The organism is Leptolyngbya sp. AN10, from assembly GCF_050565645.1.
GTDB lineage: Bacteria > Cyanobacteriota > Cyanobacteriia > Leptolyngbyales > Leptolyngbyaceae > Leptolyngbya.
On sequence record NZ_JBNXVP010000057.1, the window covers coordinates 1 to 22,805 of the forward strand.

The 22,805-nt window shown below is 45.0% G+C and carries 16 protein-coding genes and 1 tRNA gene; 8 read left to right on the forward strand and 9 right to left on the reverse strand.

Going from position 1 to position 22,805, the window contains the following annotated elements; all coding sequences use genetic code 11:
• Positions 1-103: 103 nt before the first annotated feature.
• The 4 genes from ACQ4M5_RS37830 to ACQ4M5_RS37845 all read left to right on the forward strand — a co-directional run bounded on the left by ACQ4M5_RS37830 (position 104) and on the right by ACQ4M5_RS37845 (position 4,535).
• A complete protein-coding gene (locus ACQ4M5_RS37830; RefSeq protein ID WP_430680955.1) occupies positions 104-1,729 on the forward strand; it encodes a hybrid sensor histidine kinase/response regulator in 1,626 nt (541 codons plus the stop codon).
• 195 nt (positions 1,730-1,924) lie between these two features.
• A complete protein-coding gene (locus ACQ4M5_RS37835; RefSeq protein WP_430680956.1) occupies positions 1,925-2,758 on the forward strand; it encodes an aldo/keto reductase in 834 nt (277 codons plus the stop codon).
• A 280-nt stretch (positions 2,759-3,038) separates the two neighbouring features.
• Positions 3,039-3,112 (forward strand) — tRNA-Pro (locus tag ACQ4M5_RS37840).
• A gap of 175 nt (positions 3,113-3,287) precedes the next feature.
• Complete coding sequence (locus tag ACQ4M5_RS37845; protein WP_430680957.1) at positions 3,288-4,535, forward strand: tyrosine-type recombinase/integrase; 1,248 nt, start codon at positions 3,288-3,290, stop codon at positions 4,533-4,535.
• Here ACQ4M5_RS37845 and ACQ4M5_RS37850 read toward each other — a convergent pair.
• Complete coding sequence (locus ACQ4M5_RS37850; RefSeq protein ID WP_430680958.1) at positions 4,532-4,987, reverse strand: hypothetical protein; 456 nt, start codon at positions 4,985-4,987, stop codon at positions 4,532-4,534. The two genes, ACQ4M5_RS37845 and ACQ4M5_RS37850, sit on opposite strands and share 4 nt — an antisense overlap.
• A 181-nt stretch (positions 4,988-5,168) precedes the next feature.
• Here ACQ4M5_RS37850 and ACQ4M5_RS37855 point away from each other — a divergent pair, with 181 nt between their 5' ends.
• Positions 5,169-5,597, forward strand: a complete 429-nt coding sequence (locus ACQ4M5_RS37855) for an Arm DNA-binding domain-containing protein (protein ID WP_430680959.1) — start codon at positions 5,169-5,171, stop codon at positions 5,595-5,597.
• Between the two features lie 61 nt (positions 5,598-5,658).
• Here the strand turns inward: ACQ4M5_RS37855 and ACQ4M5_RS37860 are convergent, their stop codons facing one another.
• Complete coding sequence (locus ACQ4M5_RS37860; RefSeq protein ID WP_430680960.1) at positions 5,659-7,803, reverse strand: hypothetical protein; 2,145 nt, start codon at positions 7,801-7,803, stop codon at positions 5,659-5,661.
• 289 nt (positions 7,804-8,092) lie between these two features.
• Between ACQ4M5_RS37860 and ACQ4M5_RS37865 the strand changes: the two genes are divergently transcribed.
• Positions 8,093-15,628, forward strand: coding sequence for a peptidoglycan DD-metalloendopeptidase family protein (locus ACQ4M5_RS37865; RefSeq protein WP_430680961.1), 7,536 nt, complete (start codon positions 8,093-8,095; stop codon positions 15,626-15,628).
• A 632-nt stretch (positions 15,629-16,260) separates the two neighbouring features.
• Here the strand turns inward: ACQ4M5_RS37865 and ACQ4M5_RS37870 are convergent.
• Positions 16,261-18,357 carry a DUF3987 domain-containing protein gene (locus ACQ4M5_RS37870; RefSeq protein WP_430680962.1) on the reverse strand — a complete coding sequence of 699 codons (2,097 nt, stop codon included), beginning with the start codon at positions 18,355-18,357 and terminating at the stop codon, positions 16,261-16,263.
• Between the two features lie 133 nt (positions 18,358-18,490).
• Here ACQ4M5_RS37870 and ACQ4M5_RS37875 point away from each other — a divergent pair, with 133 nt between their 5' ends.
• Together ACQ4M5_RS37875 and ACQ4M5_RS37880 are read left to right on the forward strand one after the other, a co-directional pair.
• Complete coding sequence (locus ACQ4M5_RS37875; RefSeq protein WP_430680963.1) at positions 18,491-18,763, forward strand: hypothetical protein; 273 nt, start codon at positions 18,491-18,493, stop codon at positions 18,761-18,763.
• A gap of 53 nt (positions 18,764-18,816) precedes the next feature.
• Positions 18,817-19,335 carry a hypothetical protein gene (locus ACQ4M5_RS37880; RefSeq protein ID WP_430680964.1) on the forward strand — a complete coding sequence of 173 codons (519 nt, stop codon included), beginning with the start codon at positions 18,817-18,819 and terminating at the stop codon, positions 19,333-19,335.
• A gap of 314 nt (positions 19,336-19,649) precedes the next feature.
• Here the strand turns inward: ACQ4M5_RS37880 and ACQ4M5_RS37885 are convergent, their stop codons facing one another.
• The 6 genes from ACQ4M5_RS37885 to ACQ4M5_RS37910 all read right to left on the reverse strand — a co-directional run bounded on the left by ACQ4M5_RS37885 (position 19,650) and on the right by ACQ4M5_RS37910 (position 22,275).
• Positions 19,650-20,009 (reverse strand): hypothetical protein, encoded by a 360-nt coding sequence (locus tag ACQ4M5_RS37885; RefSeq protein WP_430680965.1) that lies wholly within the window; start codon positions 20,007-20,009, stop codon positions 19,650-19,652.
• Positions 20,010-20,113: 104 nt separating this feature from the next.
• Complete coding sequence (locus ACQ4M5_RS37890; protein ID WP_430680966.1) at positions 20,114-20,572, reverse strand: hypothetical protein; 459 nt, start codon at positions 20,570-20,572, stop codon at positions 20,114-20,116.
• Complete coding sequence (locus ACQ4M5_RS37895) at positions 20,569-21,276, reverse strand: hypothetical protein (RefSeq protein ID WP_430680967.1); 708 nt, start codon at positions 21,274-21,276, stop codon at positions 20,569-20,571. The genes ACQ4M5_RS37890 and ACQ4M5_RS37895 overlap by 4 nt, the downstream gene beginning before the upstream one ends.
• Before the next feature lie 233 nt (positions 21,277-21,509).
• The gene (locus tag ACQ4M5_RS37900; protein ID WP_430680968.1) at positions 21,510-21,926 is read right to left on the reverse strand and encodes a hypothetical protein; all 417 of its coding nucleotides are present in this window, start codon (positions 21,924-21,926) and stop codon (positions 21,510-21,512) included.
• On the reverse strand, positions 21,923-22,126 hold the full coding sequence (locus tag ACQ4M5_RS37905) for a hypothetical protein (RefSeq protein ID WP_430680969.1): 204 nt from the start codon (positions 22,124-22,126) through the stop codon (positions 21,923-21,925). Before ACQ4M5_RS37905 ends, ACQ4M5_RS37900 begins: the two co-directional genes overlap by 4 nt.
• Positions 22,123-22,275, reverse strand: coding sequence for a hypothetical protein (locus ACQ4M5_RS37910; RefSeq protein ID WP_430680970.1), 153 nt, complete (start codon positions 22,273-22,275; stop codon positions 22,123-22,125). The genes ACQ4M5_RS37905 and ACQ4M5_RS37910 overlap by 4 nt, the downstream gene beginning before the upstream one ends.
• Positions 22,276-22,805: the final 530 nt, after the last annotated feature.

A 22,805-nucleotide genomic window follows, 5' to 3' on the forward strand; every position in this document is an offset into this window, starting at 1 on the left:
CTCTGCTTTCATTTCCTAGCACGTACAGAGCCACTTAGTAGAGCAGAAGCGCAGCGATGGCTGCGCCGTTTCTCTGCGCTCATCCATACAATGCTTCTCTGGCTTGCCTAACCCGCAACTTGGGTTAGAAGAGCGAATCCGAGAACGCACGATCGATCTTGAAACGGCGAATCGACGACTTCAAGAAGAAATCGATCGCGCTCAGAAAATTCAAGAGCGACTAGAACTTGCTCAAAAAGCAGGGAAAACCGGAACTTTTGAATGGAATGTGCAAACAAATACAGTGTCTTGGACAGCCGAAGTAGAAGCACTTTACGGACTCGCACCGGGTAGCTTTGACGGACATTACGATGATTGGATTCAAACCCTGCATCCAGACGATCGCAGCCGCATCGAGCAAGAACTTCAACATGCGATCGACAATAAACATGGATTGGAGACTGAGTTTCGGATTCTACACAGCAGTGGTAGCACTCATTGGATCGCAGTTCAAAGTAGTTTATTCTTTGATAGCGATCGACCGTTCCGAATGCTCGGTATTCACATGGATATCACCGAGAAAAAACAACTTGAAGCTCAATTCCTCAGAGCGCAGCGACTTGAAAGCTTAGGTACATTGGCAGGAGGAATTGCTCATGATTTGAACAATATTCTTACGCCGATTCTTGCAGTACTACAGTTACTACCGCTCAAAATTCCTGAGCTAAGTGATCAAAATCGCCATTTACTAAAAACGGCTGAAGCGAGTGCCCGCCGAGGAGCCGATTTAATCAAACAGATCCTAACCTTTGCTCGTGGTGTAGAAGGGCGACGGATCGCTTTACAGTTGAATCATCTACTACTCGAAGTCAAACAAATCATCGAGCAAACATTACCAAAGTCGATCAACATTACCACCAACATCGATCCAAACCTTTGGCTAATTTCCGGGGATGCAACTCAACTCCACCAAGTGCTGATGAATCTCTGTGTGAATGCTCGCGATGCAATGCCTCAAGGCGGAACATTAACACTCAAAGCTGAAAACTTCTCGATCGATAAACAATATGCGCGAATGCACTTAGATGCAAAGGTGGGTGCTTATATCCTTGTGACCGTTGCAGATACAGGAATGGGGATTGCACCCGAACATCTCCATCGTATTTTTGATCCATTCTTCACCACCGAAGAAGTCGGCAAAGGGACAGGTCTAGGACTCTCTGCGCTGCTAGGCATTGTGAAAAGTCATGGTGGATTTGTTGATGTTCAAAGTGAAGTCAACAAAGGCAGTCAATTTAGAATTTTTCTGCCTGCGAGTCGTACCATTGCACCAACGATCGATGAAGAAATAGAACTTCGATCGGGTCAGCAACAATTAATTCTGATTGTGGATGATGAAGTAGCAATCTGTGAAACCATGAGAGAAACGCTAATTGCCCAAGATTATCAGGTTCTAATTGCTCAGGATGGTATTGAAGCCGTTGCATTAATGGCTCAACATCAGCAAAAGATTCGATGTGTGTTAATGGATTTAATGATGCCAACCTTAGACGGGTTTGTGACTTTACCCTTGTTGCGTCGATTTAACCCGGAGCTTTGTGCGATCGCGATGAGTGGTCTCACTGCAACCGAACTCGTAGCCCAAGCGAAAAATCTTGGCTTTGAGGGAGTTTTACAAAAGCCCTTCACCCGAAAAGATCTTCTACGAATGCTCACTACTCAGAACTTCAAAGAACAGATTCAACAATAAGTCTTCTGCACGAATCGAAGATGCCTATCTCAAGATTGTAGGTTGGGCGAATGCTGAGAATGCTAGAGAAATTTCGGGCTTTCTAAAGATAGGTGCAATTTTCACCACTCACCTAGTTTTGATTTCTCACTTCAGGGCGACTCTGTAAATCAGCGACTTTGCTAGGGTGAATCTCGATGCTTGAATACCCTGATAATGCGAACTCTAAACCTTCTCTCTGGACAAACGATTCCGGTTCTCGGCATGGGCACTTGGCAAATGGGCGAAAAGGATCACGATTTTGCGACTGAAGTTGCTGCTCTGCGTCACGGGCTGGATCTAGGACTATCCCTAATTGATACTGCCGAAATGTATGGGGAAGGAGGATCAGAAAAAGTGATTGCTCAAGCGATCGCTCATCGCCGCACAGAAGTGTTTTTAGTCAGCAAAGTCTATCCCCACAATGCCTCAAAACGAGGCGCGATCGCGGCTTGTGAACGAAGTTTAAAACGGCTTAACACAAATTACCTCGATCTTTACCTACTACACTGGCGAGGCTCTATCCCATTAGCAGAAACATTAGAAGCTTTTCAAACGCTGCAACAAGCAGGCAAAATTCGTAGCTATGGTGTGAGTAATTTTGATTCGGAAGATGTGCAGGAAGCCTCTTTACTCAAAGGTGGAACTCGGATCGTCACGAATCAAGTCCTTTACAATCTGACTCGACGCGGCATTGAATTGGATCTCTTACCCTGGTGTTGTCAGCGGCGAATTCCGGTGATGGCATATTCCCCGATCGAGCAAGGACGATTACTAAGCGATCGACGATTACAAGACATGGCTCAAACTCGTGGAGTGACGATCGCGCAAATTGCGATCGCCTGGTTACTGCATCAAGAAAACGTCATCGTCATTCCAAAAGCCAGTCGAATCGAGCATATCGAGCAAAATCGCGCTGCCTTGGACCTCAAACTGAGTCCAGAAGAACTAACCATTTTAGATGCAGCTTTTCCTCCCCCAACTCATCCTGTTCCACTCCAAACGTTGTAGAGCCTGATAAAACACGCAACCATTCGACGGGAATTGCGCGATCGGAAAAGAAGTGATCGATTTACCCTCTGTTTTTCTCTGCTGCGAATCCTTGGGATGCTGGCAGAATGAATTTGAAATGAATTGCGTGATCTCTTCCGACAATTTGTGATACGATTTGATCTACCACGGAAATGGGGCGAAGAAACTGGTCGCAAAAAGCGGTAGAGCCAGTTTTAGACTTCTAAATAAGTGGTATTAGCTGACTGGAATCTCGATCGAGGTTGACCAGGAAGCGCGTCGGGGCGTAGCGCAGCTTGGTAGCGCACTACTTTGGGGTAGTAGGGGTCGTGGGTTCAAATCCCGCCGCTCCGATTAGATGAAAGGGTTGAAGGCTAAGGCTTTCAGCCCTTTCTCTTTTTCGATAGAATCACGGTTGTTGGTGCATCACTTGGTACGAAGCTGGTACGATTTCACTTGATTTGGTAGGTTTACTGGTGCGAAACTGGTGCGAAGATCCACCCCCACACTCCAATTTCCACTTCGCACCATGTCTTCACATACGAACAGCCCCCCAGACGACAGCCCCGAAGAAAAACCCAAACGGCGATCGAGAAGCGATCCGAGAGGAGAGCGTCGCTGGCAGAGAGAACCCGAATGTAGCGTGAAAGTAGAATCGATTGACGATCGCCTCAGACTCAGATGGTCATGGGCAAAATCGCTTGGAGGCACTGGCAAGCGATTTCAATTAGCCTTGGGATTACCCGATACCTTAACAAATCGCAAACTTGCAGAATCGAAGGCGAAGGAGATTGAGTCGGATTTGTTCAATCGCCATTTTGATCCCTCACTGGAAAAATATGCTGGCAAATCCACACGGGGTAGTTCAACATTGAAGGTGGTGGATTTATTCGAGAAATTCATCGATTACAAAGCCAACGTCGAAAAAGTCTACGAAGATACTTTATTTAAGTACCGATCACTGCACAATCATCTGAAAACTTTCTTCAAAAATGCAATCGTGTCATCGGTCACAGAAAACAGGGCAGCAGAATTTCGCGACTATCTAGCCGAACACATCCAACCCATCACGTTACGAGAAAGAATGGCGATGTTGAAGGCGTGTTGGACGTGGGGGATCGAGAAGAAACTGGTTGTCGGAGATACAGCTACGTCTAACCCCTGGACAACGATTCACAAGCGGATTAAAGTCGCACCCTCACAAGGCGCAAAGCCGTTTACGAAAGATGAAATTAAGCAGATTATCGTAGCGTTCAGAACTGATGCTGATTACGCTTTTTATGCAGATTACGTCGAAACGTTATTGTCGATCGGAACCAGGACAGGCGAAATCAATGCGTTGAAGTGGAAGCATCTCAACGAAGACTGTTCGGTTGTGTGGATCGGAGAATCCGTCACTGTCAGGGGCAAGCGCAAAGCGACAAAGGCGAATAATGCCGCTCATGTTCCGATTCCACCCCGAATACAGGAAATTTTGCTCAAACGCAGACCTCCGAACTTTGACCCGGAAGGGTTAGTGTTTCCGAGTCCTAGAGGCAAACATATCAATCAAAAAGATTTTGCGGCTAGAGCGTGGAAGACAATCTTAGGCAAGCTAAATATTGAGTATCGCAAGCCTTATACATCAAGAAAAACATTTGTCAGTCATGCAGTTTATGGTTCGGGGTTGAGTGTTGAAGAAACTGCACGTCTGACTCGGCATGACCCCAAAGTGTTGAAACAGTACTATCTTGACGATGTGGGCGAAATCAGAATGCCTGACATTCTCGATGATTAAGCACTCCGTTTTCGCGGTTGTTTCGATCGTGTTGATGCCGCTCTTGATCGCTGATAACTCTCGACTAGCCGCAAGTGAGCCGATGGATCGTGACGATTCCTGTACCAGTCTGCCAATAGTTCGCGATGGTAAAGAACCTCATAGCCATTGTTAGTCCAGTGAACGCCTTCCATCAGTCCTTTACGATCGTCTTTCGTCCACTTGTACAACGTTTGCCAGTGAACCCCTAGCAACTTCGATGCCTGATGCTTATCAACCCATTCTCCGGTTTGTCCGGGTTGAGGTTGAAGGTACTCGGTTTCGATGCGGTGTAGTAATGATTTGGTTTCTTGTAGCAGTTCGATTGCTTGTTGCAGGATTTCGATCGAATTTGGTAGCTCTGATTCGGGTGTGTGAGGCGTGAGCATTGCTAGTGCGTTTTGGTGCGTTTTAGTACCAGACAAGATTGCCACAAGATCATCCGAGTGCGATCAAATTCATTTCGATTGTATTGAACAAAGTGTTGTCTTTCATCTGTACAAAATTGACCGATAAAGTGTCTCTAAAGACATCGCTAATCGAATTGCACTATGTTTCTTTTTTGGTTGCGATGCCTGAGAATTATGATATCGAGCAGATAATTTTCTTTCAGTCATGCGTAAGTTCAATGTGGAGAGTGCGGTCGAAAAGTTAAACATCCGACTGCGAGAGGCTGGAGTAGCGGTCGCAGTCGAAATCGTTGGCAAGAAACTTGTCTTACGATCGACGTTGCCGAAGAAGCCCGAACATGGCGGAAACGGAGTTATGCGCTATAGAGTATCTCTTGGAATTCCAGCTAACTCCGAAGGCATCAAGCAAGCCGAAGCCAAATCACATGAGCTTCGACGACAAGTTTCGTCAGGAACATTCGATTGGGCGAATTGGCAGAAACATAAACCGACAACTAAGACCACAGAAGACATCGATCAGTTTCTAATTGATGCTGCCGCAATCGCGAAGCGACACAATACGACGATTGAAGCGGTGATCATGGCAAGACACACTCTCGCAATCGAAAAACATAACTCGTCAGAATCAAATTGACCACAAAAATCCCCAGCACTCCGTCATGCACCGGGGAAATAACAGTTGTTGAAGGGAAAAACTAAGCGGCTACATGAAATTGCTTGTACATCCGATCGTACTCGTCAGCTAGATACGCCAGGTTCGGATACAGCTTGAGAAACACGTTCCGGTCGTTAAGCCCGACCAAATTCGTGATGTAGGCATCCACTCGTAAAATCACATCTAGCGGCTTTCTTGAGGCGATTTGGTAGATTCTGAAAAGCTCTTGGTTGAGGATGATTTCGTGCAAGGATTCGTCGGTGAGACGATCACGTTTTTCTTGATTTTGTTTCCAATGAATTGCACGAAGATTTTCGTTTTTCCATATTGCGCGAACTTCATCAATGTTTTCATCATCGATCCATGCAACCGGAACAAGATGATCAACAACGTATGTTTCTCCGGTGATTTTCGATAACGCATCTCTTTGATTGAACTTAGATTTAATCGCTTTGATATCAAACCTCCCGAACCGTTTCAAGTCATCAACCGAAAAAGAACATCGTTTATGAATAGCTGAATACGGACTATCTGAATATCTATCAGACCAAATTCTACGTTGATAGCAATTCGGACATCCAGTTTTCTTACCTCCGAAAATTCTTTCCGGTGTGCAATCCCATTGATAACCACATCCTTCTTTTAAGCATTCAAATTTGTGTTCACTGTCCATTCTTCCGTTACTCATTTCCAACGGTGTGCTGAGAGAACGAATCTGTCGTGATAGTGATTCGTGCTGGTACACTTCGTATTCAATTTCAGTTTTTTTGATCGCTTTTTGTCCTTCTTTCCGATTGCAAGGTTCACAACCAGTTTGACGACTACCAAATACGCATTCGACCGATGCGTACCACTCATTTTCGCAGCACTCATTAAGACATTGGAACCAATACTTCGATGCAGTGTTACCGATACTCATTTCCAATGGTGTACTGAGTGAACGAATATTTCTCAATAACGCTTTAGATTGCTGCTCCTCATACCATTCAAAATCTTTTTTTGCATTAGGGGCGCACTTGGGACATCCCGACATTCTTTCAGTTAAAACACGATTTGGTTTTGAATCCCAAATGTGATTGCATCCGTTAGCGATGTGTTGAAACTTGTACTCCGAATTAAGAGTACCTTCAGACATTGTTAACGGATCAGTCAAGCAAAGAATTCCCCGTTCTAACGCTTCTTGTTGTTTTTGTTCGTACCAATTCACTGATTTTTTATTGGTTCCTCCGCATTCTGGACATCCCGTTTTGTTTTTTCCTCGAAATACGTTACCAATAGCGGCAGTCCACTTGTATTGACATTCAGGAAGCAAACATTGAAACCAATGTGTGTTGTCATTGGTTCCTTTATCTCGCATTTCTTCAGCACTGTCCAGACATTTGAAATTTCTTGTAAGTGCCTCTTCAATTAACTTCTCGTATTCGGATACAGGTAGTTTGTTATTTTCACCTCTGATACGATCTGCACAAGAAGGACATCCAGTTTCAGCATTGAAAATATGATTCGGGGTTGAATCCCAAGTGTTGCCACACTCCACTAACGCACATTCAAATCTATATTTGGTGTTAACGTCATTCTTCGACATTTCCAAAGGTGAAGTCAACGAAATGACACCGCGTTTTAGCGCTTGCTTCTGTCGAACTACATATTCTCCTTCGCTTAATCGATCGCTATCTGCTCGTTTACGAATACTGCAATATTTACAACCACTTTTTCTTTTTCCGAAGACAGCATCCAAAGTCGTTTTCCATTCATAGGAGAAACCATTAGTTTCAAAAAAAGGACAATCTTGAGTCATGCAACGGAAGCTATGTTTTGTGTCAACTGTTCCTTGATTCATTTCCAACGCTGAACTTAGACACAAGACATTTCGAGCAAGCGTTTCTTCCCGAAGCTTTTCATACTCTTCAACCGATTTCTTAAGAGATTGCGCGAACCTCATCGGTTTGCATTTTTTACAACCAGTCGGTCTTTTTCCGTAAACGCTGTAAAATGTCGTTTCCCATTCGTAACGTTTGCCTTCTTTAATAAAATGAGGACAATCATCGAATAAACAGCGAAATTGCGCTTTACCGTCAACACCTTTGACACTCAACTGTAATGGTGTAGTTAGACATTGAACTTTACGATTTAGACCTTCGAGAAGTTTGATTTCATAGAACTCGACACCGTGTTTTCTGGACATTTTTGTAGTTCCTTTTCTGTTAGCGCGTGTGTGGTTATGTTGACGCAAATCTCGTTTGCATAGTTTCAAACTATACACACGCTTTATAAATTTATCTGCGTTTTTACACAATCAAAAATGTCGATAAAGACAACGAAGTGTTTAACAGGAAAATTCTGATTCGTTACCGATTTGCTACTTATTTGTAGTGACCGAAAGCAATACAGTTAGCCCCTAAAATTACCGGAAACTATCTCTTTTAAGTCACTGTAGAACATAAATACACACTTGTTTTAGGGACAATACGATCGTGGCTTCAAGTATTAAGTTAGGAAGTGTCTATTTCGACTCAAGTATTAACCTCAGCGGTGTTGATGAAAGTCTGAAAAAAGCTAGAAAGAAACTTGAAGACCAAAAGTTTGTATTCGCTGTTGAAATCGACACCAAGAACTTTCTCAAGCAATTAGACCGAGCAGAGCGATCTTTTGAGAAAGCGGGACAAAAACACGCTGGACAATACAATCAAGGCTTTACGTCTCGATTAGGCATCACTGACGCAATTGAAAAGAAGCTTGAGAGATTAGATAAAAAAAGTGCATCGGCTGGTGATCGTAGCGGTCGCTCATATTCATCCTCTTTTAATCGTGCGGCTTCTGTGTTACCCCAGATCAATACTTCTGGTAGCGCTGCCGCTGGACGACAAGCAGCAGCAGGATTTAACACTGGATTTAATAATGGAACTAGATCGGGTATTTCAGCGGGTTCGGTTTTTGGCAATATAACTTCGGGTGTGGGTGCAGTTGCTAGGGGAGCAGCTTCGATTTTTTCTGGTGCTTTCCGTGGACTCTTCACCGCAGCAGGAATGTTCGGTAACGTCTTATCTGGAATCGCGGGTGTTGCCGGATCAATCACTTCAGCCATTACATCACCCTTGAGAGCAGGCTTAGAAAACGTCTTCTTGGGGTTTACAGCAACGATCGGTAGCAGCATTACCACATCTATTACGCAAGGTGTTCAATCAGGTTTAAGCGCAGTTAAGGATGCTTACGTCAACACTATCAAAGCGGCAACCAACGAAGCAATTCAGTCCGCAAAGTTGGCTAGTCAAATCGCTATCTCAACTCAGCAAAGCGCACAGTTAGCCTACGCCAACTCAACGGACGCTGAAAAAGCTGGACGCTCACCCGAACAATACAACAAAGCCTTTCTAGACGCAGCGATCGCCGCTGGTGGCGACCCCAATCAAATTATCAGCGCAAAGCAGGCAACCGATATCATTTCCGTACTAAGTAAGGCTCTACCCGGATCGAATGTATTACCTCTACTTAAACCCATTTCGCAACTTGCTTCAAGCTTAAACGAACAAGATCGTGGTAAGGTTGCTACTCAAGTCGCGTCAGCAGTTTCGCCGTTTGATATTCGTGGTGACAAAGCATTAACTAAAGCAACCAACCAGTTATTCGTTGCTAGTACATTAACTAAATCCTCCCTCGAAGATTTAACCACGTCGATTAAGTACATTCGTACTGAAACCGGAGACGGATCAAGCTTTACCGAATACCTTAAGTTGCTGTCCAGGCTTGGAAGATTGGGCATCGATTCTAGTACAGCAGGTGTGGGATTAACGCAATTTTATTCTCGCTCAAATCAAGCGGCGGGTGTGTTAGGCGTTGACGGAAAGCAGTTGCTTGGAAAGTCGATCGAAGAAACGTTAGACATTTTGCTTGGAGCTTATCGCAAAAAGATTCAAGCTTTTGGTGGCGCGAACACACAAGACAGCAAAAACCTCGAATTATCTCTCAGAAAAGCTTTACAAGAAAGAGCTTCAGGAATTTTCTTCAAAGCAAATGTCTCTAGAGAAAGAGAAACTAGGGATCGCGAAGTGATCAACGCACGTTACGGAGCAATTGATCGTGGTGCAAATCCTCTGGATGAAAACAATCGAAAGTTAGCCGCTGGAGTTGCAAGTCAGCTAGAAATTTTGTCGTCGTCTGTAGAGACAATTCGTTTGCAGATTGGACAAGCTACTTTGCCAGTAGTCGCAGGGATAGCGAAAACTCTTAGTACCGGAATCGGTGAACTGTTAAAGCTACCAGGATGGCAGAAGTTTACCGAGACGGGTACTCGATTTTTTGATGCAGTCTCGAAGGCGATCGCTAACACCAAAGTATTTTCTCCCTTGCTCGAAACTGCGAACCGGATTATCGGGGATGTCACCCGAAATATCGATCGTGTTACTGGGCAGCTACAAAAACCGAATGCACTCGAAGCGGTGGTAACTCGCATCGCTGGTATTGTCGAGATGGCATACGGCATCTTCAAAGGAATCACATCAAGTCTGTTCGAGGTTGCGACAAACACCCCCACAGGTGCGAACTTATTTGATTTGAAATCGGCTCAAGAGTTCCGAGCGAATGCAAGAAAGACAGGTGAAGAGATTGGTTCGGGATTGGTGTCATGGACTGGAAAGCTAATCGATTTCGCCAAGAAAATCCCCGGTTATCTAGAAAAAGGTGAAGGATTACTAAACAAATGGATGCCCCTTCTCGACAAGATTCACAGGACGTTCAGCGGTATTTTTGGTGTTGTAGAAGGTGTGGTGAATTCAACTCGAAATGTTTTCAAGCAGGCTACAGATTTCATCAATTATTCAATATCAAAACTTCCACAACTCGATTACAAAACTCTCGAAGTAAAAGACGGTAAGGTTACAGGGTTGGGTGATGGTCGGGGTAATGCAGTTGACTTCTTGAAATCACAGCTAGGAGCAGCGCTTCAGGTTGCAGATCCAGTTGGTGCGTTCATGACAGGCTTTCGATCAAACGAAACAGGAGCAGGTCAAGAAATCGCGAATCAAGCCAGCTACAAAATGCTGAACGGAATCAGCGATTTGATGATTAGAATCGCACCGATGGCAAATGAATTCTTCAACCAAATCGGTCGTTTCAGCGCAGCAGTTTTACCCCCACTATTAACAACAGCCGAAAAGCTTTTTAATATTGCAGCACCATTGTTTCGTATTTTGGGGTCGGGACTAAACGCAGCGATCGCCGTTCTCACGCCTGTAGCCCAAATTCTTTTACCGATAATTAATACCGGACTTGAAGGTGTTGCGATTGTATTGAATAAGATTGCGGATTATGCCGAATGGTCAAACGGGTTGATCGTGCAAGCAGCAAACAATTTAAGCGATCGTATTCGTCCGTTCGTTGATTACATGAACGTCAACGTCAACAATTTTTTCCCAGCGATCGGTAACGGGTTCAAGTTCGCTGGCGAAGTTGTCGTTGGATTTTTCAGCTTGATTGGTAACTTACTCAGAGACACAACAACACAGATTTTGGGGTTCTTCGGTTGGGTCGGAAAAGGTGTTATCGACATCGGAACCGGAATTTGGAATGGAATCACAGGCGCGTTCAGTTCGATCGGAAACTGGCTGTTCGGAGGCGCGGCTCAAGCAGCAGAAGCACCCGCAACCAGCGCAGGTCAATCAGCAGGATCAGCCCTCGCTACCGGAGTAGAACAAGGAGCATCATCAGCAGGTGGCTCATGGATTAATACTCTGGTCACGAACTTTCAAAACGGGATCGGCTCGATCGGTCAATTCATCATTAATGGCTTCAAGTGGTATTTCAACACGGTAACTGGCTTCTGGATGGACGTATTCAACACAATCTGGAACGGAATTCAATTCATCGGTGGATCGGGTCTGAAGTGGCTTACAGATGCCGTCAAATTCATGTTTGATGGTGTGGTCGGATTCTGGACTAACGTATTCACGACGGTTTGGAATAACATCACATGGCTTGGTGGGACAGGACTGAAATGGCTAACCGACACAGTAAAATTCTTGTTCGATAACGTTACGTCTTTCTGGACGAACGTATTCAATTCCATTTGGGGCGGTATCACTCAGGTTGGAAGTAAGTTACTTCCCTGGTTGCAAGGTGTGTTCGGTGGCGTATTCACCAACGTTCAGAACGCATGGCAAGGTGTTGTCAAATATGTCAGCGAAACGTTTACCTGGCTTGGAAATCGACTTTACGAAGCATTCAAACCAGTTTTGACGTGGTTTGGTGGACAGTTCAAATCCGCATTCGATTATGCAAAAGGTCTTTTAGGACTGAATAAAGACGACAACACCAACGCAGGTGGAAACGGAGGATCTGTTTCCAACCCCAATAGTGAACTCCATAATCTAGCCGCAATTTCGATTCTTGAAGCTGGATATGGCAAGCGTCAAGGACAAGTAGATGTCGCTCAATCGATTCTGAATCGTACCAAAAATAACTTTTCTGGATTTGGTACAACTGTCAAAGATCAAGTCTACGCATCGGGTCAGTATCAACCGTTTTTTGATGTAAAGAAAGGAACTACCGACTCACGGGAAGGCGCGATTAACTTAATTGCAAGTCGTCTTGGCATCAGCAAAGCACAAGCAGCTAAAGAACTTGATGCTTTCTTAGCAGCAGCGACAAATCCCCAGATGGTGAATGCAGCCCGATCGCTTGTTGGGGCACGTACCGATTTCAAGGGTACGACGCAATACCACACGATGTTACCCGGAGACAAGCTTCGTCAGCAAGGAGATAACTTTTTTCATTACGCCCCCGGTACATCAGCTTCACAGTGGAAACAAGGCGATCGCCTTGACAGCTTTGTACAGCAAAATGCCAAAGTCACAGCCGCGAACGCTGGTGCTATGGCGGGTGGTGTCGCAAATGCCGTAAACACCAGAGGATTTCAACTCTGGACTACCGGAGGAGGATCACAGCTTTACTCTGGCACTCTAAGACCGCATCACAACATGAACGGTGCGTACAACACGTCAACCCCTGGAATCACCAAAAATAGCTTGGGTCAAGGTGTGTACGACATGACTTTGGTGACAAGTTCGGGATCTGATGCTGCTCCAGTACCTTCCCCTGTAAGTGGAAGAGTTACATTCGCTGGCATCAAAGGCGGATACGGCAACACTGTAATGATCAACGATGGCAAAGAAGAAATTTTGCTGGCTCATCTACGATCGATTGGCGTGAAGGTCGGTCAACAAGTTCAATTCGGACAGAAGGTTGGAATACAAGGTGGCACTGGTTCTGGAGGGGCACAAGCCTACGCAGTGCATCTTCACTTAGAAGCGAGTCCTGGGGTTGCCAAGCGTTATGCAGATGCAATTAAAAATAATCGCTTTGGTGTCGCGAGTAAAGGTGGTGGTGGCGATCGTCCTGAAGTTCAATTCGATGAGTCTAAATACACTGTCGGTACAGACAGCAAAGTTGTCGGAACACGATCGACTGCTGGAATTGGTAGTGCAGTAACGACAGGTGTTAGTTCTGGTGGGGGTGATGCAAAACCGATCGGCGCTAGTATCGCTTCAAGTGTCATCAGTGGTGGTATTGGGGGAGGTGGTAGTACAGGCACGTTCTTAAAGCTTACCGATACCGGACGCAAGGATTCTAAAGGCTTGAATTTGCTGAAGATGGATTTAGTCGATCGTGCTACCGGAAGAGTTCTAGATTCAGTCTTGACGAACTCAGGAAATCCGAACACGCAAGTCTTCACCCAGTCCAACTCAAGGAACGCATTACCCGGATCAAATGCTCCGATTCCTGTCGGTAGCTATGCCATCGGTAACACCTACCAAGTAAACGACAACCCCGGCATCAATGGAATGTTCGTTGATTTGAAGGGTGCTGGCAACAACGTCAAGGGTCGATCGGACTTCGGGATTCATTTCGACGCTGATCGCCTCTCGAAGCCAGGTAGTTCAGGTTGCATCGTTGTTTTTGATCAAGCCAGTAAATCGAAGGTTGCAGCTTGGTTACAGGGGCAGAACAAGCCCACAGAACTCAAAGTTCAGTATGGTAACGTCCAAAACATTGTTCCGAAACAGAATCAGCCATACAAAATCTCCACGCCTGTAGCTGTCAAGCAATCGAAGAATGTGCCGCAACCAAAAGCAATCACACTCTCATCAACTTCAGCAGCAGCACCTTCAGTATCTTCAGCACAGCAGTCAGCAGCGCAGAAAACGATCGACGATAAGCAATTGCAATTGCAACGCTTATCACAGCAACAGCGCACGTTGATGAACACATTGACTAAGAGAGAACAAGATGCGGTCAATGTAATCGAGCGGCAACTCAACACTGTCTTAAATCTGAAGGCGAAAAGAGATCCCGGATATAACAATGCCGTCTTAGCCTTCGACAGAATCGTAAATGAACAAACCGCAAAAATCTTGACACAAGGGGCTAAAACAAAAGTTGCAACTTTGGTGAATCAGCGATTGAAGTTAGCATTGGACATCGCAGATCGTAAGAGTAAGATTGTTCAACCAAAAGCATCGGGGTTGATCAAATTTTCGGATGACATTGTTGCGGCATCAATTCCGAAAAACAATATTGTACCGAAACCCACGACTACTGGAGTTCAATTAAACGAGAATGAAACGTTGTTGTTGTACGGTGCATCAGACGCGATTAAAAAGCTGTATGATTCTGTCGAAACTCAGCGTGTAGCCCTCACAAAACTGAAAACAGGCACAGAACAGTACGGAAAAGCTCAAGCAGCTTACAACAGGGATTTGGCGTTGTTACCGTTGGGTTTGCAAGATGCTCAACGATCGAAAGCCACTGCAACTGAAAATCTGACAAAGCTCACAAGTTTGGTTCCGGGTTTGACTGGCTTGCCTTTATCCTTGCCTCTAAATTCATTACAAAAAATCGAAAAACAGCAGGATTTAGATAAAGTCGCTGCTGACATCCGAGAAGAGAATGGGAAGTTGAGCGATCGCCGCAAACAGTTGGCAGCAGTCGAAGTCGAATTTAATTCAGTAAGACAGCAAGAAGCGGCATTCGTAAAATCATTGACTGCTTTAGAACAGAAAGCGTATGCAGACCTCGATTTGCAGCGTCAGCAACTTGACAGACTTCCCCAAAATACAAAAGCACAGATCGAACTAAAAGCAAAAGCCGAAGCCATCTACAAGCAGAATTTGGATAACTTAGGTAAGACCGTACTTACAGGGGGCGCGGCTGACAGGCTGAAAAAATTCCAGGAAGATAAAAAGAAAACCAACGATGCAGTCGTCAACGCCAGAAAGGATTTGAAAGCACAATCCGATGACAACGCCAAAGCACAGCGAGATCGCGAACTAGCCCGAAGAAAAGAACAGATTTCAGAAGCAGGTGATGAATTCAACTTATTACGCCGCTATCTCGAAGCTAGAGGAATCGGAGCTACAGATGATGAGTTGCTGAAAATTTTGACGCTTGCCGAACAGATTGATCAAAACGAAAAAGCTATCACCCCTAGTTCATTGAAGGAAAGTACACGTAAAGCACTAGCACAGCTTAATATTTTGCAGGGAGGATCATTCGATGCTTCAAAGCTTGGGGGCTTAGGAGGTAATTTCTTTGGTACAGGAGGTGTATCAGGAATGCTTACCAAAAACAAACCAAACACAGTTCCTGCTACCGCACTTCAAATGCTCTACAACAGCAACTTATCACCTGCGAGTACAATGGCTGATTTTTATAGTCGCGGTAGCTCACAGCCCGATTTAGAGCCGTATCCGAGAATGAGTCGTAAAGACTTGGAAGCGACGTTGCCGTATAGGGATAGCAAGCGATCTGGAGGTGGCGGTTCAAACATGACCGTGAGATACATCACTGATCCAGACGGCAACAAATTTGTGCGTCAGGAAGACTTCGAGAAACTTGCGAACAGTCACGGTGAACTCAGATCGTGGGCTGACTCCCCCTGGTATGTGGATGACATTTCCGATGCAGTGGTGATGAAGTTGCAGAATGACTACATCACCCGGAACAGGTTGGGATTTTAGTTAGGAGAGAAGCGACGATCGCTGATCCTTTTCTGGGGTGATCGCCGCTAAACGTCTTCGCTGGCTGATATGACGTTTTCAAGGTTGAAAGCGGTTCTAGCGACGGTTTCGCTGGGCTGAGAAAGGTTTGCGATTGAAATTCCCCAAAGATGAGCAAACCTGTTCGATCTAGAACGATCGACTATCGGATATGAGCGGTTGGGATACCGGATATGAGCGTTGAGAAAAGTGTAGAGGGTTGTTGTAGAGGGTTGTAGAGGGTTCACGCAAACCCTCTACGTCAATCACAGCAAGGTGTAGAGGGTGTAGAGGGTTGTAGAGGGTATAAATAATTTTTTCTTAGTTTTACCCCTAACATTAGGGGATTATCTTTTATATATAAAGAAAGAATAATTCTCATATTGGATTTAGTATCGTATTTTTTTCTAAACCTCTACGTTGGAAACAACGAATGAAACCCTCTACAACCCTCTACACCCTCTACTCCAGTCATAGCAAGGGATAGAGAGATCGCACCAACCCTCTACAACCCTCTACAGCAACCCTCTACAATTTTTTGTTGGGGCAGTTCGCATGAAAAAAGCGGCATTCGGGATGAACCGTTGCCGCCAGTGGTATTTCAGATTGCGGAATTACGCTTCGAGGAATTTCTTGATTTCCTCGTTGACGTTGATGTTGTACTTTTCTTTTAAGCGCTTTCTGGCATCACCACTGATTTTGCGATTGAAATCTGCTGGTTTAACGCATCCTTCCGATTTCTTTTCTTCAATCCATGCACTCAAGCTTTGGGGATTGGTGAAGATTTGATACCAACGGTCTGAATTTTGCTTTAACGAACGTCCGCTTTCTCGATCGAGTTCGATTTTTTCGTTTTGTTGATTTACTTGGAATTCTTGAAAACGTCGATCTGCAATTGATAACTGAATCAATCTCATTGCGCGATTTGCATCAATCTCTGTGATCTCAATCAGTTCAGGGTGCTTCGTGAAGTGAATTGCTTCATCTACGACCCGAAGCAGTGCGAACCCGTAGCAACACCGAATGAAATTCGCTTCTTGTTTACGTGCGAACGCTCTCCAGGTTGTTGATTCAGGATTTTCTTCAATCAACTTTTGCTTATCGATTTGACTGATGATTTCAGGGTATTTCTCAGCGAGATCAGCATTCCACCAAACGGTTTTTTGATTGAATAACACTTGTTGCACTTGCGGTAGATAGGTGGAGAGACTGTCTTGAATCCGATTTAGATTATGCTTTTCGGCTTTGGCTTTTTCGGTTGTTATGGGTTCGGGTTTAGAATTCTTCAAGTTCTCGCGTACCGCAATTGTGATAGGACGGGCTGAAAATCCGCTTACAACCTGTGATTTTCCTCGTTGGGGCATCTCAAATTGAATTAGCTGTTGAAGCTGGCTGTCGGTCATTGTGAGTGCCATATTGAACACGATGTTCTTGATAGGAGTGAATTCACTATCGGCTTGACGTACTCGATCGACGATTTCGTTATTCCACCAACCTGAGAGCGTTGCTGCCGAATTACCTTTACGTTCAAGCAGGTTGAACATATCAAACACCTGCGATCCTTCAGGAAGGTTGATCGTGATGCCACACGGGATGATTCTGTTTTCGCTGAACTCTGCCCATTCTTCGTGTGCTGCCGCAGTGCTGCTAATCCCCGCGATTGTTGCATCTCCCGCGAACATCGTAGGCATTCGATTGATTAATGCCAGATTAAACGTGACCGGAGGTTTTGATGGTTCTCCGTCTTTTGCTGGTTTGAGCGCGTCTTTTAGCTTTTTTTGCTGTTCTTTCACGTCATAGGTTCGTTTACCGTTAATGTTTCGCATCGCGTCTACGAATTGCTTGATTTTTTTGTTGACCGCACCTTTACCAACACCGGATTCACCTGACCCAAAAAACCAGATGCTAGGGGTTTGTCCATCATCGGTTCCAGGAACCATCAGTTCGACGTTGCTTGGCGAAATCGCTGCTAAATGAGCCATCAGGTATCCCAAAGCAAACGGATAACGATTTTCCAACGTTGCCCAGATGCGATCTCGTCCAATCAAGCTTCGCCAAACTGACTTTTCTCCGAGCCAAAAAATCTCATCATATTTGCTTTCGTCATCAAATCTTGCAGCGTCCAAGTCTTTCAACTTCTGTTTACTTTCCGTCAACGCTTCGAGATTTTCTCGGTATTCTCCAGTTTCAGTTGGGGAAATCGAAGGTGTGTTCTCTTTTTCGTCACCACCAAATTTACCTTTAATGACGTTGGACGGAAATTCGACTTTGCCTTCCATTACATCGGTGAAAACTTCTTCGATGATCTCGTTAGTCGGTTTTGAACTAGGTTCTGATTTTTTTTCGCGTTTCGGTGCAACGATGTTGCAATTAGCCCACACCTCGCTTTCTGGAATATTCTCTCCAAGCAGATTGCGATGTACGCATTGAAGACTCATTTCTGAGATATCAAATTCTTTGGAAATCGCTTGGATCACTTGCTGATGTTGATGGTAATCTAGCCCTGCTTCCATCGCGTGAATTAACAACACATTCAGGCGATCGTTATCAGTTCCAAGATGAACGGTCTTTTTGATAGGTACAAAATCACCAAGCGGGGTTCCCTTGCTTCCCACACGGTTATAAATTTTATTAAAAACATCTTTGGGAAGTTTGAGATATTCCTCAACGGTAAATTCTGTATCTTGGGGCTGGACGGTTGCGTTACTCATCTGTTACATTACTCCTAAGTTTTTTAGAACTGGCGCGGTGATCTTTCCGCGCCTATTTTTTATTTTACAGCATAACCAGTGTTTTGATGATAAATTAGAAAAGTAGTTCATCATGTAAACAATCAATTAATTTATGGCTGAAGCTGAACTTAACCCAATCAAACAAAAGACATTGATGTTGTCTGAACAGACATTGAATGCACTTGACAATAAAATCCGACGATTAAAACAAAGCGGTAAAGGAGTCAATGTCTCTGTGTACATCGAGAATTTGTTGATCACTGATTTGAAAGCAAGTGGCGATCTAGTTCAAGATTATCCTGAGCGTACTGAAGCTAGAGGAGGAGACAGATTGACCGGGGGAAAGGTTGCAAAAAGTCGAAAACCAAAACGTAGTTTTTGCTGAAACATCGATTATAATTGAGTTAACCGGATAAACCAGCAGCAAAAGGAGCCACCATGAGCGATAAAAAAAGGATTACGCCGCATCCAGAAGTACCAGAACTGAGCGAAGAGGAAAGACAAAATTTTGCATTGGCTTGCGCTTTTGTAAAGTTTCGAGTTGCTGATCCGAATGTTAGACCCGGACATTTCCCGGAGGATCAGCGAAAAAATTTAGTGATTGCAAAGCTATCCGTCGATTCGCAACGTCGTTATGCGAAAAAGATTGCCGACGAACTCGATGCTGCTGCGTATGGGTTATTTAATCTCACTCAAGTTGTAGAAGGCGATTACCAACTTCCGAACACGATCGATTTGCTAGATCTTTGCTTTGATTTGCCAGCATCCGAACCAAAAGAAGAGGTTTGTTTTGGGGAATACAAGAGCCGCACCACTGGACTAACACATACGGTTTGGAAAGTAGGAATTGGATCAAACGCAAAGTGGCAGACTCGTAATCATGCCGGGAAGTCAAGGAACTACAAAAGATTTGATTTACTACCGAGTGCTGCTCAAATGATCGTCAACAACAAGTAAATTGTTGGTACTAACGGTTTGAGAACGGGAAGCGATATTGTTCGGTGGCAAGCTTGGTCGCGGCACAAGAAAAAGGCGTTGCCGATTCGGAATCCTGAGTGCTATGCACAACTCGTGACCGTTCGGCAACGCTTCTCCTTTTTCAGCATCCTTGCGATATCGGTTCTTAATTTTCCTTGTTCGGAACGGAATAATTCGATCGAGCGGCGATCGTGTTCGCTGGCTTCTCGATCTCACCTTCTAGATCGGTGTCTATAGAGACAAAACGCGATCTTCTCGAAACAAAATGAACTTCCATACGTTACGGATCGCACTTAAATGATTTTGCTCATCACTTCTTTCATCAACTCGAACCAAAGCTTTTTGAAGTCGTCGCCTTGACACTCGACACCATGAATTTCTAGTTCGGTTTTAAGTGTATCCTTCGCGGTATCGCGAACTCGATCGATAATCTCTTGACGTTTGGCGGATGTCAGGTCTTCGACTGATTTGGGTACAGGCTTGGGCTTTGCTTGTTGGATAGGAAAAAACAAACTACGTTGGTTGAATTTCGGAGTTAAGCCACGCTCGATCAGCATTCTTGAAGCCGCGATTACACGCAAATCTCGATCGTTTATTTGTTCTAATTCTTCGAGTTCGCGATGGCTAAGGTAATCGAAGGCATATCCGCACAAGCACGTAATCCAATTTTTTTTGATGCTCCCGCAGGAATGGAATTCAAACTCGACTGTGGCTGTTTCAAGCTTGGCGTTACATCTTTTACATTTCGCGATTTCGCTCATCCTAAGTCCCCTAATTCCATTCCAAACGGATTTACGGTGGCGGCGGGATCTCCAAATCTGTTTTGGATCGATCGTGCTTCTTGTTCGGCTTGTTGAGTACGCACAAAATCTCGCCATTTCGATAAGCAAAAAAGCAGCGATGCGAATCTGATTTCTCCGAAGTATTCGTCGGTAGCATCCTGCAATAATTTGCGCCATACGATGAACCCAAGCGAAATGTCCTGAGCTACCGAAGCGATCGCTAACTTGAACTCTTCGCTGACAGGTTCCAAAACTTCAATACTTGGGGGTGACATCTGATCTTCACTTTTCTCAGTGTCGATAGGGACTGTGAGAATCAGCTTGCCACGCTCTCGATCGACCGCACCTTCGAGTAACCATGATTCTGAACTGGAGGTTTCCCCTGGCAGTCTGGGATTTTCTGTGAGGACGGTGACGTAATTAATTCGGCTCATAAAGATTCCGCTCCGTAATCCTGAATTCGTTTTGAAGCGTGATTGATGCGAACTTTGCGCGAGGTTTGGATTGGTTGTCTTTTCTGCACAGACTTGGGTTCTGAACCGGGGATTGCGACCCATCCGAATCCAACGTTTAATGTGACCTTAAATCCTGAGTCGGTTAGTCCTACCGCACAGCGCTCGAATTTGTCAGCCGTCCATCCTCTCAAGCTATGCGGTGGATTATCGAAGTTGATTGAACCGCCCGACCGCATCAATGCTTTCTTCAGAGTTTTGCAATCCTGGATGAATTGATCTTCTATTGGGGCAGTAGCGATCGCTTCAGTGTTGAACTCTACCACTAAGAACCTGCGTTTATCACCTTCACGTCTAGCCCATCCTGTCGCAACAACTTCGTCCGCGATTTGTAACATTCGAGATTGCGACCATCCCATAACGATCCAATTAAACAAATCGATGCGTCCTTTCTCGCGGACGGCATTCAATAAAAATGTTGCATCATCGCTTAATCCAGTAACCGGGGGGAACTCGATGTAAAGGATGTGCGATTCACTGTCAAATTGCGCTAGACGCTGCTTGTGCAATCTTTCGGCTAGAAGTTTGAGTGCGCGGGTGTCCACGTCTTTGAGGCTGTCTGGTAGCTTACAGAAGTCGATTTTTCTGTATAGCTTAAGCAAGTCAAGCAATAAGGATTCGTTCATGCTGCTGGTGGTTGAGAAAGAAAAGAGAGAGCTTGAGCAAAAGAAAACCGATCGCCACGGAGATGACGATCGGTTTAGGAGTTGAACATAATCCCCCCAGATAAAGGAATGGTGTTCGATTACACACAAGACTAATTGTTCGGAGTTTAGTGGTTCTAACCTGCACGATGTCAGATTGATCCTAGCTATCACTCGGAATGGAAGTTGTAACTAATCCTCGCTTGTATCGGCTTCTAGCGGTACTTCCAAAGGTCTTCGATACTGTCGATAGCGATCGTGTTCGGATTCGCTGGTGAAGCGGGTATCTGCTGAACTGGCGTTGCGGGTGCGTTTTGGTGAGACACCATATCGAATTTCGCAACGCCAACGGTTTCTGGAACTGCGCCAAACAAAGCTCTAGCTTCAGCAGAGTTGGGGTTGACTGAGATGTGCTTTAACGCCGCTGGATTGTATTGTTCTTGCACTAGAGGGGCTTGGTATCTTTGAGCGATCGCCGTTTGGCTCAAGTAGGCGAAGAGGTCGATCGTTAACTGATCGAGATCTACTTGAGTGAATCTGATGCCTTGTGCATGGAGTCTTTTTGCTAACTCAGCTTGCATGGTCTGGTGAAGGCTGTGAGCGAGTTCACCGAAATTTGAGACTTGGATCATAGTTTTCTGCGGTTCGGGATTTGTGGAGCTTGAACTTTGACTTTGAGAGCGGGAGTTGAAGTCGTCACCGTGGGCACTTCGCGAGGTTCCACCGGAACGATCGGTAAAGGTGCTGTGATCTCGGTGACGGTGGTAGCTGGTACTTCAGGTACTTCGTTTTCTTTGACCAAGTGGCTAAGGTCGATCGGTTTCCCGTTCATAAGATTTTGGTTGGTAATGGTGGGCGTTCGGGTTGATAGTGATGGCGTAGTTCTATTTCGGACTCAGAGATTGCTTCAGGAATGACGGGAGCCGCTACTGGTTCGGTGGCTACTCTGCGTTGATGTTTCTTTTGCTTTGATTTGGACATTGTTTATTGAATGGAGTACTGCGTTTCGAGTGCTGCCCATAGCCAGTGTTGATCAAATCAGTTACAACCGATCTTTTTCGAGGTTGGAGTGTAGGTAGCGATGTCAGTAGCGGTGGCGGTACAAAACGATTGGGAAGGTTAGTCCACGTAGTCTTCGTTGCCGTACTGTTGGTCGGTGCGAAATGAATATTTCGATCGTGTCTCGATACGGCAACGGCTACATCAACAACTATTACATCAACGTTTCGGCTTCAGAATAAAGCGATCGAATCTCATCAACCTTCAAGGCATCACCGATCATTCCTTCAGTTACCGATTCGCTTGGTGACATTTACGTTGATTGAAGAGTGTACGCAATTCAGAACATTTTCATGTTTTGACTCGTGTACCGGGAAATTCTGATTTCGTACCGGGAATCTAAGAAAGATGGTACAATTCCGGCACAAAACCTGACCACACCCTGTCCAATAACGGTACATAATCGGCACAAGGACGGTACACGCTTTTTACAGCTTTTTCGAGCAATTTTA